Source organism: Rhodococcus sp. AB351 (genome assembly GCF_049538275.1).
Taxonomy (GTDB): domain Bacteria; phylum Actinomycetota; class Actinomycetes; order Mycobacteriales; family Mycobacteriaceae; genus Rhodococcus.
This window is the reverse complement of the sequence record NZ_JBMVFW010000015.1, coordinates 36457-52033: the sequence shown is the minus strand read 5'-3', so window position 1 is coordinate 52033 and position 15577 is coordinate 36457. Positions and strand designations below refer to the sequence as shown.

Sequence of the window (15577 nt, the reverse complement as noted above, 5' to 3'; positions counted from 1 at the left end):
GAGGGGTTCCCCTCCATGTTGCGTCCACCGCCTCAAATGACCGCCGCGCCGGGCGGTCCGCAACCGATCAGCACCAGATACGGTCTCACATACGATATTCCGGCGGACTGGACCAACGACTACCGCTCTATCGCTGGGTGGTCGAACAAGGACGACCGGGCGAGCTTCGGGGCAATCGGGCATTTCGGCGAAGGGTACTGCTCGGAGAACGACGGCGCTCAACTGGCGATGTCGGGTGCCGCAGGTTCACGGGACCTCGATCTTCTCGCGGTCGCGTCGAAGGAGATTCGAGCTGTCGAGTGGATCTTCGGTGACGACGCGGGCACACTACCGACGGTCGAGTACGCCGAACCTGTGTGGTTCGAAGTGGCCGGCCGTCCGGCCGTCCGACTCTCCGCCCACGTCACGGACATCCCGCAGGTCAGCGAGTGTGACCCCGAAGCCGCCTTATTCGACATTGTTGCGACACCTGGATACGCCAGTGCGGAAACCATGGTGCTGATGGTCGAGATACACGAAGGCATCGACGGCGCATACGATGTCGGCGTCGCAGACGAGATCATTGGGACACTCCGGCCGACGTAAGCAACTTACCAAGGCCAGCACCACCTCGACCGACCTGCGAAATCCACGGGCGGCAACGTGCGGCCACGCACCGCGCTCGACGAGTCCAATGGGGCCACCTGTTACAGTCTCCGCGCTGGTCTCGAGGGGGTCGAGATCGAGCCGAAGGGGGGCACGTGAAGCCGTTTCTGCTGCGTAAAGTGCTGCCGATAATCGGCGGGATAACAGCACTGTTGCTACTTCCTCGGGTGTCCTCGTTTCTCGGTCCCGAAGTCCCGTCCGTATCTACCTTGGTGCCGACCACGGTCGCGGCACCGAGCCCTTCTACACCGCAGACCACGCGACCTCCCCTTCCGGAGGGTTTTCCCTCCATGTTGTTTCCCCCACCGAAGCTCGACGTCGAGCCAGGGCAAACGCAACCGATCGACACCAGATACGGCCTCACCTATGAGATTCCGGCGGACTGGAAGAACGACCACGGCGCTAGCTCCGGATGGTCCGGTGAGGAAGGTCATGCCGTCTACGGCAGCGTCGGTTCGTTCGGCTACGGGTCCTGTCCCGAAAAGGACGGAGGCTGGCTGGCGATGTCCGGCGTGGCGGGCTCGCGAGGTATCGACCTCGAAACCGTAGCTACCGAGAGGATCCGAGATGTCGAGTGGATCTTCGACGACAACGCCGGCACGCGGCCGACAGTCGAGTACACCGCACCCGTATGGTTCGAGATCGCTGACCGCACCGCCATTCGAATTTCCGCCCGTATCACTGATATTCCGGAGGTCAGTGGTTGCGAACCCGACGCCGCCCGGTTCGACATCGTTGCCACCCCGGGCTATGCGACGGCGCAGACCATGGTGTTGATGGTGCAGGTCAACGAAGGCGCGTACGACGTCGATGCCGCCGACGACATCATCGCAACGCTCCGACCGTCTTGATCGACTTTTGGACTCATTGACACCGCAGCACTGTGCAGATCCCAGTCGATGGAGCTCTCGTCGAGTGCACTCGACGAGACGAACCGCGGCACCTGTTACAGTCTCCGCGCTGATCTCGAGGGGGTCGAGATCCAGTCGGGAGGGGGCACGTGAAGTCGTTTCTGTTGCGCACCGTACTGCCTATTGCAGGAGGGATGGCAGCAATCCTGCTGCTACCGCGGGTGTCCTCGATTGTCGGCCCTGACGTCCCCTCGGTTCCGACTTTGGTGCCGACTACCTCCGCGCCATCGGCACCGGTGGGTCCACGAACCTCTCCCCCGCCATTGCCGGAGGGGTTCCCCTCGATGCTGCGCCCACCGCCTCAGATGACCGCCGCTCCAGGTGCGCCGCAACCGATCAGCACGAGATACGGTCTTACATACGATATTCCGGCGGACTGGACCAACGACTACCGTTCTATCGCCGGATGGTCCAACGAGAACGACAAGGCCAGTTATGGAGCTGTCGGGTTCTTCGGTTACGGTTATTGCCCGGAGGAAGACGGGGGCTGGCTTGCGATCTCCGGCGCGGCAGGTTCGCGGGACCTGGACCTCGAATCGGTAGCGCAACAAGAGGTCCGCGCCGTCGAGTGGATTTTCGACGACAATGCCGGAACATTGCCGACGGTCGAGTACACCGGCCCCGTATGGTTCGAAGTCGCAGGGCGGCCCGCGGTCCGCGTCTCAGCCCTCGTTACCGATATCCCGCGAATCAGTTCGTGCGAACCAGGCTCGGCCCGCTTCGACGTCGTGGCGACGCCAGGTTACGCCACCGCAGAAACCATGGTGTTGATGGTCGAAGTCCACCAGGATATCGATGGCGCGTACGAGGGCGGGGTTGCAGACGACATCATTTCGACGCTTCGACCCACCAAACGAAGCGCACCAAGAAGACAGAAAGTGTCATGGGCGAAACATTCAAGGCAGCTCCCGAAGAAGTAGCCGGAGCCGCTGTGTTATTCGATGACATTGCCGACGACGCCTCGGCCTCCACCGACTACATACGTGCGGAATGCAGTGTTCAGCAAGGATTGGGCGCAGGTGTACTTGCACTATTGAGCGCCCCTCTGGCAGCGACCGCGGAGTTCATGTCTTCCCGGTACGGCGGCTTGGCGGCGGTTACTCGGTCGACCGGTGTGGAGCTCAACCGAGTTGCGTGGATGTACGCAGACCAAGAGGCCCAAACATATGACGCTCTCAACGCGAACATACTGTTCGAAGAGCTGATCGACGCCCACTACGACTCGTACACCCCAGCGCCCGGCCCCGCAGCTCCGTTCCTCGACCCGGTGACTTACCGGAAGGCAGAGGAAGTAGACCTTCCGCTGTCCGAAGTAGGAGCCGAGGATATTCGGCAAGTCATCGCGGACGCAGCAGGTTGGCTCGGAGACGTCGACGACGCGATTCACGCTGCAACGGGATGGAGTCCGCTCCTGCAGTTCGTGGAGCCATTGACGGGAAACTGGAACGAACTGAAGCGTATCGGCGACGCATACCGCATCGCAGCCGAAGGTATGGAGACGTGCGGTTCCAACGTCCGCGCCGGCTATGAACAACTCGATCCGCATTGGGACGGCGCCGCGGCTCAAAGCTTCACCGAACACGCTGAACGCCAGGCAGCAGCTATGGAGTGGGAAGGCCCGGTAGGCCGAGTAGCGAAAGAGATGTGTTTCTTCACCTCCGACAAGGTCAGACAGGCGGCTATCAGCGGGGTTCGGCGACTCGCCACGATGCTGGAAGCGGAAGTCTCACTCGAGAACACCACCCAGGCATTGAAGTTCGCCGTCAAGAAGATCCCCTGGATCGGCACGTACATCCAGGTGAACGCCATTGTCGAGATCATCAGACAAGCGGCTTCGCAGATCGATGATCTCGTGGATAGCGTGCGGGAGATCGTCGAGGCGCTCGAAGGATTCCTTGCGGCGATGGCATCTCCGTCCGGCTATCTCAACGAGAAGTTCGAAGAGAAGCTTGCACCGATAACCGACGCCTACACCGACACCAAGACGAAAGCCGAACTCGCCATGGACATCGCCCGCGTGGCCGATGCAGGCGATACATACAACGCCCCCAAATCCGGCTATGTCGTCGGCGACGACCCCTGGGCGGATGCCGTATGAGGGACGTCCCGCCCCACCTGGAAGCAGCCGTCCGCAGGATCCAGGACGCCGGACAGGCCATCGACACCCGCCGCATCCGCGCCGACCAGGTGAGCAACGGTGACTGGGATACGCGCATCGACGTCGACGAAGCACTGATGAGCCGGCTCGCCGAAACCGACGCCGCATCCGACGCGCTCCGAGCCTTCGCGGCCCGCGTCGACGCAGGCACAGCCGAATGGCGCGACATCGAACGGATCCTTCGCACTCTCCCTCCAGAGGTGATCGAACTGAAAGCATCGAAGCACTACCGCTGGCGTTGGGATCATCAGCCACCTGCCGCAACTCCGGTCGAGGACGAGCCAGAGCCGTACAGAATTCCCTGGCAGCGATGATCGACCATCACGTGCATTCGTTGTAGAGCTATCCCTGCGGACGTGGATTGCGAGCTGGTGCAGCTCCTCCTGATTTGGGTGGTTCCAGCCCCGGATAGCGGGCCTGGAACCACTCAGGAACATTTCGTGGGGTTCCTCCACCTCAGCGCTGCACTGACTTGTTTCAAGCAAATTGCTCCAACGTGCCGGTGGCGTACATCCGAGTGGTCGGCAGCACGATGTCTTCGGTGTGCGATCGAGTCATGCCGGAAGAGTATGCACCCGGCGGCCGGCCATATCGGCCGGCGTCAACTGCTGCATGTCACATTCGGCAGCTCCGCACCGATAGGGGCGAGTGGGCGATGAGTCGGTTCCGGCTGATATACGTCTGCTTGTTCGCAGAAGAGTTGGAGTGAAGCAGTGAGACACGAGTCGTTGTGGCGAAACAAGACGGTCGAGCAGTCCGGACTCGTGGTCCAGTTACTTGCCCAGCCGGCGGTCAACCTGGCCCTGGTCCACAACTCCGTCCCGTTGGTTTCGAGTCTTCGCGTCACGAACTCGTCCGGTCGGCCGGCCGTCGACGCCACCGTCACAGTCCGACTGTTCGGCAACGGTGAAGAACTTGCGCCGACCTGGACTCGCACATACGAAGGCGAACTGCCCGATGGCGGCGACGCCTACTGGGATGACTTCTCGGACCTCGTCCCTGCAATTTCCTATCTGCGTGCACTGAACGAATCCCATCCTGCGACCATTTCAGTCACGGTGTCGACGATGTGGGCGGCGGACGTCAGCCTGACGATGCCGATACAGGTCCTTGCGCACAACGAGTGGTTCAACGCCCCGATCTGCTACGACTCTCTGACCGCGTTCATCCAGCCCAACACATCGGCTGTGCAGTCGGTCCTCAGCGATGCAGCCGAACTGCTGCGCACGAATACCGGCAGTTCGTCACTGGAGGGATATCAGAACGGTCCGGAACGGGCCGCGCTCATCGCCACTGCCATTTACGAATCGCTGCGGTCCCGAGGGATCCGATACATCGATCCTCCTGCGTCATTCGAAGAAACCGGACAGAAGGTTCGCACCACGGCTCAGGTTCTCGACCAGAGTTTCGGCACCTGCATCGACCTGGCGGTTACCTACGCCGCATGCCTCGAAGCTGCCGGACTTCGCCCCTTGCTCTGGCTCGTCACCGGTCACGCCTTCACCGGATTCTTGACCGACGATGCGTCGCTTCCGCTCCCGACGATCTTGGAGCCGAACGCTCTCGTCAATCTTGTCGAGTCCGGCAAAGCCGTCGCCGTGGATGCCGTCTACTACAACCAGACCGAGGCAGGAGACTTCAAGGGGGCGATGAAGCGTGCTCGGGAACACTTTGCGTCTCCCAACTCCCTTTGTGGTGTCGTCGATGTCGTCGCTGCCAGGAAGAGCGGTATCCGTCCGCTACTTTCCAGCAACGACGTTGTGCCCACGACTCAACCCCGGCAAGCCGACCTTCACGACGTCGTCCTCGCGCTACCCGACGAACTAAAGGCACGCGGCAATACCGACGATGTCGTCCTCGACACCACGGACCACGCGCCCGCGCGAGTTCGGAAGTGGAAGCGCGCTCTGCTCGATCTGAGCACTCGAAATCGCCTCTTGAACTTGAAGCCGTCCGCGCAGGTCATCGACCTCCATGTACCTCAGGACGGACTCCCGCTTCTCGACGACATCATTCACTCCGGCGACTCGATCACTCTCACTCCCAACGATGATCTGGCGTCGATCCACGAATTGCAGGGCGCGCGGCGAGCCTCGGAGATCGCATCCGATGTACTCCTGTCCTATCTCGCGGACGACCGACGGCTGTATGGCGCGGTTTCGCGTGACCTGTACGCCAAGCGGTTCAAAGAACTCGCTCGCACGGCACGCACCGTGCTCGAAGAGACGGGTAGCTCGAATCTCTATCTGACGCTCGGCGCACTCATTCACCGCACGTCGACCGGCGCGGAGGCTCGCGCTCCCCTCTTCTTGTTGCCCATCCGTATCGTCGGCGGCACCGGACGGAAGCCGTTCCAGATCACCGTCGACACCACCGAGGTCGCGACTCCCAACTAATGCCTCGTAGAGTGGCTTCGCCTCAAGCACAATGTGTCGATCGAAGCTCTCGAGTCCCCGAAGCTGGACGACAGCGGCCTCGACATCGTTCACGCTCTTCGCGGTATTCGAGCAGCTCTCGTAGAGAACAACATCGACCTGCGGGTCGACGAGGTTGCCACAGTAGCAATCTGTCAGTTCGGCACCTTCGGAATGTGGAAGGACCTCAACGAGCACTGGGATGTCCTCGAGCAGAGTCCGATCGTCCGGCACCTCACGCACCATGCCGGCGAGTCGTTCCGTGACCCTCAGGGCAATGAAAGCCTCGACAGTGTGGAGGTGGACGAGGCGTCCGTCCCGGTCCCCATCCCCGCGGACGGCTCGCAACTACGAGCAGTTGCGTTGGCTGCATCCGGACGCACGTTCGTCATCGAAGGCCCTCCTGGGACCGGCAAGTCCCAGACCATCACCAATCTCATCGCGCACGCGCTCGAACGCGGTAAGACCGTCCTGTTCGTGGCAGAGAAGCAGGCCGCACTCGACGTGGTCAAGAAGCGGCTGTCGAAGGTCGGTCTGAGCAACTTTGCACTCGATCTGCACGGCAAGAGTCAGCGTCCGAGTGCAATTCGCGAACAGCTCAAAGCCGCGATCGACAACAACATCTACTACAGCTCCCACAACTGGGACGCGAAGGTTGCCGAATTCAGGTCGAGGCTGGCGCCCCTTGCCGACTATCCCCACAAGATCCACAACCGCAACGGCATCGACCATTCGTTGTGGCGTGCCTTCGAGGCGACGCTGGAGGTCGGCGACGGACCCGTCGCTCCGATCCCAACCTGGTACGCCGCGCGACCGACTCAGCCTTGGGCCACCATCCGGGACACCCTCGAACTCTTCTCTCGTGCCGCCCATTCGTTGGAGATCCGCCCGGGCTCACCCTGGTCACTTACCGGGTCCGTGCCTCAGGGGATCGAAGACCAGCACGTCTCCCTCGCTGTGATTCGCTTCGCGGATGCGATCGATGCGGCTTTGGCGAGCCCACGGACTCGCACAATGCTCGAACGAGTGCAAACGCCCGAGGACGTCATTGCGCTGCTCCCCCAGGCTCGTCGTCAGCTCGGCCGTCCGGTTCCCGACGCAGCGACGCTCGCTTGGATGCGTAGTCCGCAATTCGCTGCTGCACGCGAAGCACTGTTCGTCGACATCAACCGCGCACATCAGGCTTGCGCACGGGTGTTGCGGACCTTCATTCCGATGTTCCTGAAATCGGGCGACGTCGACTTCTTCATTGCCGAGGCGGAGGAGTGTGACAAGGGTCTTTTCGGCAAGAAGAAGAAGGCCGAGCAGTTCCAGCGAAGCCTCGCACCGTTCGCCAACCCGGATGCCGACCTCGCACCCCAGGCCGTGCTTCCGTTGCTGCGGATGATCTCCATGGCCCGCGAACAGATCACGCACCTCCGTACAACCGTCCGCGATCTCCTCGGGCCATTCGCTCCGCCCACCTGGAATCCACTCGCTCCCACATGCACCGACGAGTTACGGCCGATCTTCGAATACATCGACGACACAATCCGTTTCGTCGACGAAACGCCAGGATTGTGGAAAGAGCTCGAAGTCGCCGGATTCCTGACGGATCACGAGATCCGCGTGCTCGACGAAGCGGGCGGCGCGTGGGTGAGCCTGCGTTCGTGCCTCGGAACCGCTGATGCCGACGTAGCACGTTGGACGAATGGCGACCACTGGCTCACTGCATGGCAGCGCGACAGCCGCGTCGTGCGGGAAGAGGCGCAGTACGGCGGTTCTCAGCGATTCTTCGCGTGGTCGCGCATGTCCGCATATCTCGAACCGTTGCGTCGCGCCGAGCTGCACGACTTCGTCGAAGCCCTTCTCACCGGCCAGATTCCTGCGGCCGATGCGCCGGTCGCTTTCATTCGTGGCGCAGCACGTGCTTCGCTCGACGAGCGGCGTCGCGCCACCGGGGTCATCAACTTCACCCCTGCCCTGCGCGACGGCGAGATCTCGGACTTCGCGCGTAGTGCAGACGCACTTCGCGGCGAGCAGGTCAAAGCGTTGCCGGCCGCGTTGCTGTCCCGTCGTCCGTTCCAGGCCGGTGCGCTCCAGGGTGAGGTCGGCGAACTCCGCCGCGCGCTCGAACGCAAACGTGGCGGCGCATCCTTCCGCAACCTCATGGCACGGTATGCACACCACATCCTGGCGGCGACACCCTGTGTCTTCGTCAGCCCGACGTCGTTGGCACAGTTCATCCCACCGGGTTCGGCGACATTCGACCTCGTCGTGTTCGACGAGGCTTCTCAGGTGACTGTCGCCCAAGCTATCGGTGCTCTCGGCCGGGGCCGCGCAGCCGTCATCGTCGGCGACTCGCAGCAGATGCCTCCGTCGACGTTCGGCCAGGTGAGTGCGGTCGACGATGATGAGGCGGACGAGGACGGGACGATTGCACCGGAGGATCTCGAGAGCATTCTCACCGCGTGCGTCGAGTCCGGAGTTCCACGCCTGTGGTTGTCGTGGCATTACCGCAGTCAGGACGAGACGCTCATCAACTTCTCCAACCAGAAGTACTACGAAGGCCGCCTCGCCAGCCTTCCGTCGCCCGGAGGGGACGACACGGCGGGTGTCGAATGGCGACGCGTCGACGGTCACTTCAACCGTGAGAACCGCAAGGACGGGTACCGCACGAACCGCGTCGAGGCAGAAGCCATCGTCGAGGAGATCCGCACCCGGCTCGCCACCCCGCGCCTGGCCGGCCAGAGCATCGGCGTCGTCACCTTCAACCTCCAGCAGCGCGTTCTCGTCCAGGACCTCTTGGAGGCATGCGACGACCCCCTCGTCCGCGAGCAGCTTCGTCCTGACAAGGAAGAGGGCATCTTCGTCAAGAACCTCGAGAACGTCCAGGGCGACGAGCGCGACGTCATCCTCTTCACAACGGCGTTCTCGAAGAAGCCGGATGAGTCCCAGCTGCCCCTCCAGTTCGGTCCTTTGAGCCGGGCGGGTGGCGAGAAGCGCTTCAATGTCGCCATCACACGTGCCCGTCGGAAGGTCGTGATCTTCACGTCCTTCGAGCCATCCGATATCGATCTGTCGCGCACGAAGTCTGTGGGACTCGCGCATCTGCGTGGGTATCTGGAGATGGCAGCGCAGAGGGTGGCTCCCAACCCGTCGGTGACGACGAACGACAACGTCGATGCCGTCCAGCGAAGCATCCGCACGGCCCTCGCCGACCGCGGGTACGAGGTGACTACGAACTACGGCCTGTCCGAGTTCGTTCTCGACATCGTTGTGCGAGAGCCCGGTTCCGATCATTGGCAGGTCGCGGTGATGCTGGACGGTCCGCGTTGGGCCGGCCGCCCGACCGTGTCCGACCGCGACCTCACCCCTCGATTGCTCGAAACTCTGATGCACTGGGGTTCGTCGGTTCGCGTGTGGCTTCCCGAGTGGATCGAGAATCCCGAAGCGGTGCTCGACCGTATCGATGCGGCTGTCGGCACAGCGCGTGAGCGCCGGCTTCAGTACGGAGAACAGCTAGCCAAGGAAGCGGAGGCACGCGCAATCGCGATCGCGGAGGCGGAAGCACGCACCCCGGAGGAGCTCGTCGTCGAGAACCTGGAGGTCTTGGCCGACCTCTCCTTCGCGAAGGATGAGTCCGAGCAGGTGCGCGTGCCCGACACGGCCCCGGAGGACCGGCACGAATTCGTCGCAGGAGTCGCGACGACTACCACCCCCACGATCCACTTCGACGAAACTCCGGCCCCGTCTTCCGCCGAACGCGACTGGCATGGTCGCGGCATTGCCTACACCTGTGCGCCGACTATTCCGCTCGGGGAGCGCGACGACCTCGACCGTGTCCACTCCAGTTCAGTACGGCAAATCATCACCGACGCCGTACGCGAGACGGTGGAAATCGAAGGACCGATCCTCCTGGAGCGGTTGGCCCGGGACGTCGCGAGACGATTCGGGTTCGACAGGGTGTCTGCAGCGCGCAGAGATTTCGTAATCAATTGTGTGCCTAATGAGCTGATTGCAACGACCTCTCTCGGGTCTTTCGTGTGGCCTCGCCAGCTCGACCGGGCCAATTGGCGCGGGTTCCGTACTACACCCGACGAGGTGAACCGCCCGGTCAGTGACATCGCGCCCGAGGAAATCCTCAACGCGATGCACGCCACCTGCGAGGGCCGGGAGCTCGACGTTGAAACCCTGATCCGGGAAACGCTGGTCATCTTCAACCAGCGGCGTCTAACGGGTCCCACCCGCGAGCGCCTGGAAGAGTGCCTCAATCTCGGTCTCAGGAGCGGGCGCTTGATTCAGTTGGGGTCGGTGATCCGATCCGGAATCTGACTGCGTCCGACAACACGCCTACTCGGCATCGGCCGTCCGGAACTGCGACGACCTCGTCGTGCGCCAAAGGCATTGGACAACAACGATGTCGAGGATTCTCCTTGCGCAGATCATCGTTCGATGCCAAGATTCCAAGATCGTCACCGACCCGTGTGGCGTCACAAGTGAAGAAGGCCCGCCAGGAGCGGCAACTCCCGACGGGCCGGATGTCCGACTATGCAGGAGTCGAACGTGGGCCAGAATACCCTGGCTGGCGGTGTGCGTCGTGGACCGCGCCTCGCCAGCAACTTCACCATCCTCAGCAATGCCGTCATCAACGACGAACGCTTGTCCTTCCGCGCCCGTGGCGTGCTCATCTGGTTGCTGTCGAAGCCGGACGACTGGCGTACTCGATCCGACGCGATCGCCGGCCAGTCACCGAAGGAGGGTCGCGACGCCATCCGCTCCGCCCTCCGAGAGCTGGCTGAGCTGGGCTACTTGATCCGGGAGAAGATCCAGAACGAGCGCGGGCAGTGGATCACTATTCAGACGATCTACGAGGAGCCGCGCACCGGCCCGGAGCCTGAAAAACCGACGCGCGGTCACGCGGACAACGGTATGTCAGGCGCTCTTATCAGTACTGATGAACCAAAGACGAAAACCAACCGCACCCGGCCGGCGTCGAATGCTCCGCTTACTCCGGCCGTGGCAGGCCTGGCAGCAGCCTGCAAGCAAGCGGGATTGATGGCGACATTCGCGTACCTCAAGCCTGACGCGGCAGCTGCAATCGAGAATCTGATCGAAACCCACGGCACCGCGAAGCTGGTCGCAGCAGCCAGGGCAGTCCATCGTCCGGAGAACCCCATGAAGTACGCACAAGCGTGGGTGCGGATGTGGCAAGAATTGACCGTCCCGCGCAGCGTCCCGGAGAAGTGCGACGACTGCGACGAGTACGGATGGTTACCGGACGACGAGTACGGGCGTGCGGTGAAGTGCCGGTGCCGCGTCGCTCGCGTCGCGTAAGCAGGCTTACACCCGTTGGATCACCTCTGAGAAGCAGAACTTCAGTCTTTTCGGACATGCCGTAACGGAATTCACGCTGCCGCCGAAACAAGCAAGTGCACCGGTTCGGCGTCCATTGCCGGCCCCTATGAATTGGTATCCACATGCTCTACTCCACCCCCGCGCATTCCATTCTTGCCGCGGTCATCCATACCTGCTTCCGCGTCGAGCAGGTGTAACCATGTCGACGAATCCCTCCCGAACGTCCCAACGTGACCGGGGAGCACGCACTCGCCTGGGAAAGCTCATCGCTGTAATCGCAATTGTGCTCGGCGCGATATTTGCATTGGCCGGTTTCACAGGAGCGTGGGGCATGGCAGTCTTCGGACTCCTTGCGATCGCTGCAGGCGTCATATACCTGCGCGAGGACCGCACCCGGCCTGCGCGCTACAAATGGGCGGCGTGGGCCCTCATCCCCGGCTTCGTACTCGCTGGCGCTACTGCCCCGGAGCCCGAACCTGAGCCGGAAACGCCCACTGCCGAGCAGACTTCCGCTATTGCAGCACCGGTCCCCTCCTCCTCATCGACTACGACTACAACGACGCCGCCACCGGAGCCGCTACCTGCACCGGCCAGTTTCGAGTTGGTCGACAGCGATGGCGCAACGCAAGCGCTGAAGACTCTTGCAACGATCAGCGTCCGCGATGAAGCACCTACCGTACAGTTCGACCTCTCTCGTTTCGGCGAAGAATGGTCCGACGACGTGGCAGTCGACGGTGGCCACAATGGCTGCGACACGCGTAACGACATCCTCCGCCGCGACCTGACGGCCGTATCACTCGATCCGCAGTCTGCGTGCACAGTCCGCACCGGAACGCTCGAAGACGTTTACACAGGCGATTCGGTCGCATTCGACGATGTCGTCATCGACCACGTCGTCTCGTTGAGCGATGCATGGCAGAAGGGTGCGTACGAACTCGATGCCGAGACCCTCCGGGACCTGGCAAACGATCCACGAAACCTTCAGGCGGTCGCACAGAGCGTCAGCACGGAAAAGGACGAGAGGGACGCTTCTGCATGGCTTCCATCGAACGAGGGATACCGCTGCACGTATGCAGCACGGCAGGTCGAGGTGAAGGCCGCTTACCAGCTGTGGACTACGATCACGGAACACCAAGCGCTCGAGGGTGAATTGCTTTCGTGTGGCGGCATTGCCCCGACGCCGACGCCCACGACTACCGAGCCCGCGCCGACCACAGAGCAGTACACACCTCCGCCGGCGGCTGCGTTCGTCGCTCCTCCCCCGCCGGTCGAGATCGAACCGGCACCAGCGCCTGCTCCTGCACCTGCACCCGCTCCCGCTCCCGCTCCCGCTCCCGCTCCCGACAGCGGTTACAGCGGCGGTTGCGGAGCGAACAGCTACGTCAATGTGAACGGCAACTGCATTCCCGGCCCTGTCCAGGCGCCCACAGCTCCGGCTGGAGCATCCGCCCGCTGTGCCGATGGCACGTACTCGTTCAGCCAGAATCGACGCGGCACTTGCTCGGGTCATGGAGGTGTCGACGAATGGCTGTAACTGCACTCGGCAGCCGACCTCGGACATGCAGTTGAGCACTGCACAGATTCCCGGACACAGAGATTCAGATCGAGTCGCTCGGTCACGGTATAGCTATTGTGGCTTGCATGACAGCAGCATGGGTGGTGCGATCCGGCAAGCTCGGAGAACGCGATCAGATCGCTCTCGAGCAATCCTGCTCCGGTGGCGGATGGGAAGAAATCCCGGATCTGACCGATTGCACCAGCCGCGACGACGTAGCGAAGGTCGTCAACGACGTTCTGAGTGGGGAAAGCAAGGGACGAATCCAAAATGCCGTCGCCCAGCTATGGGCACTACGAGGCCGAATCACACCCGGCGATATCCTGGTGATGCCGATGAAGACAACCAAACAGCTGGCTTTGGGCAGAGTCACGGAGGGCTACCGCTATCGCAGCGACAATTCGCCGGCGATGCGTCACGTGGTCTCGGTTGATTGGCAACGAACAGATCTTCCCCGCTCGGCCGTCAAGCAGGACCTGCTCTACACCCTCGGCAGCGTGTTAACGGTGTTTGCCCCCAGCAAGAACAACGCTGTGGCTCGCCTCGAGCATCTCCTCGACTACGGCACCGATCCGGGCGCTGTCGAGCCCTTGCCTACCTTGATCAGCCAAGGGGCGACATCGGTCGAGGCGGACAGTTCAGTCGATTCTCCGGAGCTGAGCACGGATTTCGAACAGGCGGCCACAGACCAGATTCTGACTCGGATCGGTGAGGACTTCGCCGGTCATGAACTGGCCGGTCTCGTGACTGCGGTGCTGGAAGCGGAAGGATTTCGATGCGACATGGCACCTCCAGGACCGGACGGTGGTGTCGACATCACCGCAGGACGCGGTCCGCTCGGGCTGGACACCCCGACCTTGTTGGTGCAGGTGAAGTCGGGCGGACAGGTGGGCGGACCGGTGGTGTCCCAGTTGCAGGGCGTGATGTCCGCACAGGGCGCAGATCAAGGCCTACTGGTGGCATGGGGTGGACTGACTCGCCCAGCGCGCGATCAGATGCGACACCATCGGCTGCGGATCCGAGTGTGGGAAGCGGCCGATGTGGTGGACGCGGTATTGCGTAACTACGCACGGCTCCCTTCTGGTATCCAAACCCGGCTACCACTGAAACAGGTTTGGATGCTGAGCAATCCGGAGGACTGACCGGAAAAGAGTTCGCCCCGGTCAATAGGCACTTACTGGCAGCAAGAAGTCACCGCTCGGCAATCCTGGCGAGGATGGCTTCGAAGGTCACCGGCGTGCGCCCCTCTCGATAAAGCGAAACTCCAGCACTGAGCCACGTTCGGCGACTGCTTCCGATCGCCCTGCCAAATTGGTACAACCGCGCCTCGATCGACTCGGGTGAGACTTCATACATGCCAGCCCATCTGTGCATGTCTAGGCAGTACCGGTTATAGGTTTGCTCAGATTCTCGACCGAGGGTGTATGACAAACCAGTGATGGTGGGTAAAGCAGAATCGACTCGCGAATCGAATATCAGGCATCGCGGATCCGCAGAGCCCCGGTTGCCGGTAAAGAACAGTATTTTGGTGAAGAACGCCCAGCCGAGTTGCGGCATCCGGTGGTCGACAAACGCTCGGTAGGCGCCCTCGATCCGGCCGTCGTAGCTAGCGGCAGCCGCAGTCCGTACCGCACGCAGCAGGTGGGGGCGCCCGTCCTCAGAGTTCGCGAACGCGATGATTCGGCTCGTGTTGCGGAAGTTGCCCATCGCACCCCAAGCAAGGGTGTCCCAAAGAACTGCAGCACCGCTTCGTCACTGTCGTCGGCACGAGCGACTTCGGCACTTCGAAACAATGCATCTCGATCGAGAAGATCCGAAGACAGCGTAATGTTATGACGGGCCCACAGTGCAGGTTTCACGTATACCGCAGCGAGCGTGGTGGTCAGTAATTTCGTGCGCATCAGGTCCGCAATACCGGCTTCGGCCTCCCGCCACATACTGCCCTTCTTACGGTGATAGCAAATTGCGTACCCCTTGAGTGGACTGCTCAATCACTCATCAATAACACTGCGGCGCTACACAACTTAATTACATTCGTTCATTTGGTCGAGGTTGTCCGCCTCATTGATGCAGTCGCTGTAGTCCTGCAGATCCGTCCCGATCTGATCGAGATCGTTCCCCAGCTGGTCGACGGCAGTAAAGAACATGACGATGCCGACGATGCCGAAGATCACTGCCAGCACGCTGAGGATCGTGCCAGCGATGGCCGTCTTCTTGTTCGTTGCCTTGTTCTTTCGGCAGCGACTTATTCCCGCGAGGCCCAGCGCGAGGCCGGTGATGCCGAGGATGAAGCCGATAAATCCGGTGATCGGCATCAGACAGAAGAGTAGACCGATGATCCCGAGGATCAGTGATGCGAGGCCGAGACCGTTCTTTTCAGGATTGACCGCCGTCGCAGGTGCATATCCGGCAGGTGGAGCTCCGGCCGGACGTGTTTGGTCCGTCCATTGGTTGCCGTCCCACCAGCGTTCGAGACCGGGGGTGTTGCCGTCGACGTACCATCCCGCTTGCGCGTTCATCGCTCATCCGTCCTTATCAAGGTCCTTTTCTGAAGAAT

Annotated in this window: 11 protein-coding genes and 1 pseudogene; 10 read left to right on the top strand and 2 right to left on the bottom strand. The window is 62.0% G+C overall.

Going from position 1 to position 15577, the window contains the following annotated elements:
- Positions 1-36 precede the first annotated feature (36 nt).
- The 10 genes from ACPCXD_RS20300 (at position 37) to ACPCXD_RS20255 (ending at position 14162) form a co-directional block, all read left to right on the top strand.
- Positions 37-585 carry a DUF8017 domain-containing protein gene (locus ACPCXD_RS20300; protein WP_157741812.1) on the top strand — a complete coding sequence of 183 codons (549 nt, stop codon included), beginning with the start codon at positions 37-39 and terminating at the stop codon, positions 583-585.
- A gap of 155 nt (positions 586-740) precedes the next feature.
- Entirely contained in the window at positions 741-1496 is a 756-nt protein-coding gene (locus ACPCXD_RS20295; protein ID WP_423661020.1) for a DUF8017 domain-containing protein, read from the top strand.
- A 344-nt stretch (positions 1497-1840) separates the two neighbouring features.
- Positions 1841-2476, top strand: coding sequence for a DUF8017 domain-containing protein (locus ACPCXD_RS20290; protein WP_423661018.1), 636 nt, complete (start codon positions 1841-1843; stop codon positions 2474-2476).
- Complete coding sequence (locus ACPCXD_RS20285) at positions 2440-3654, top strand: hypothetical protein (protein WP_423661016.1); 1215 nt, start codon at positions 2440-2442, stop codon at positions 3652-3654. Before ACPCXD_RS20290 ends, ACPCXD_RS20285 begins: the two co-directional genes overlap by 37 nt.
- Positions 3651-4028 carry a hypothetical protein gene (locus ACPCXD_RS20280; protein ID WP_423661014.1) on the top strand — a complete coding sequence of 126 codons (378 nt, stop codon included), beginning with the start codon at positions 3651-3653 and terminating at the stop codon, positions 4026-4028. The genes ACPCXD_RS20285 and ACPCXD_RS20280 overlap by 4 nt, the downstream gene beginning before the upstream one ends.
- Positions 4029-4478: 450 nt before the next feature.
- The gene (locus ACPCXD_RS20275) at positions 4479-6110 is read left to right on the top strand and encodes a DUF4011 domain-containing protein (protein WP_423661012.1); all 1632 of its coding nucleotides are present in this window, start codon (positions 4479-4481) and stop codon (positions 6108-6110) included.
- Between the two features lie 33 nt (positions 6111-6143).
- A complete protein-coding gene (locus ACPCXD_RS20270) occupies positions 6144-10442 on the top strand; it encodes a DUF3320 domain-containing protein (RefSeq protein ID WP_423661010.1) in 4299 nt (1432 codons plus the stop codon).
- 231 nt (positions 10443-10673) lie between these two features.
- On the top strand, positions 10674-11444 hold the full coding sequence (locus ACPCXD_RS20265; RefSeq protein ID WP_085469598.1) for a helix-turn-helix domain-containing protein: 771 nt from the start codon (positions 10674-10676) through the stop codon (positions 11442-11444).
- 352 nt (positions 11445-11796) lie between these two features.
- Positions 11797-12999, top strand: coding sequence for a DUF3761 domain-containing protein (locus tag ACPCXD_RS20260; protein ID WP_423661007.1), 1203 nt, complete (start codon positions 11797-11799; stop codon positions 12997-12999).
- A gap of 107 nt (positions 13000-13106) precedes the next feature.
- The gene (locus ACPCXD_RS20255; RefSeq protein WP_423661006.1) at positions 13107-14162 is read left to right on the top strand and encodes a restriction endonuclease; all 1056 of its coding nucleotides are present in this window, start codon (positions 13107-13109) and stop codon (positions 14160-14162) included.
- Between the two features lie 49 nt (positions 14163-14211).
- Here the strand turns inward: ACPCXD_RS20255 and ACPCXD_RS20250 are convergent.
- Positions 14212-14748, bottom strand: a pseudogene (locus ACPCXD_RS20250) (8-oxoguanine DNA glycosylase OGG fold protein); the annotation flags it as partial.
- Between the two features lie 296 nt (positions 14749-15044).
- Positions 15045-15539 (bottom strand): DUF2510 domain-containing protein, encoded by a 495-nt coding sequence (locus tag ACPCXD_RS20245; RefSeq protein ID WP_193903471.1) that lies wholly within the window; start codon positions 15537-15539, stop codon positions 15045-15047.
- Between the last annotated feature and the right edge of the window lie 38 nt (positions 15540-15577).

Excerpts from the sequence above, each read along its gene's own strand:
- ACPCXD_RS20255 (WP_423661006.1), top strand. The coding sequence starts at position 13,107 with ATGACAGCAGCATGGGTGGTGCGATCCGGCAAGCTCGGAGAACGCGAT.
- ACPCXD_RS20290 (WP_423661018.1), top strand. The coding sequence starts at position 1,841 with ATGCTGCGCCCACCGCCTCAGATGACCGCCGCTCCAGGTGCGCCGCAA.
- ACPCXD_RS20280 (WP_423661014.1), top strand. The coding sequence starts at position 3,651 with ATGAGGGACGTCCCGCCCCACCTGGAAGCAGCCGTCCGCAGGATCCAG.
- ACPCXD_RS20245 (WP_193903471.1), bottom strand. The coding sequence starts at position 15,539 with ATGAACGCGCAAGCGGGATGGTACGTCGACGGCAACACCCCCGGTCTC.
- ACPCXD_RS20260 (WP_423661007.1), top strand. The coding sequence starts at position 11,797 with ATGGCAGTCTTCGGACTCCTTGCGATCGCTGCAGGCGTCATATACCTG.
- ACPCXD_RS20285 (WP_423661016.1), top strand. The coding sequence starts at position 2,440 with ATGGGCGAAACATTCAAGGCAGCTCCCGAAGAAGTAGCCGGAGCCGCT.
- ACPCXD_RS20300 (WP_157741812.1), top strand. The coding sequence starts at position 37 with ATGACCGCCGCGCCGGGCGGTCCGCAACCGATCAGCACCAGATACGGT.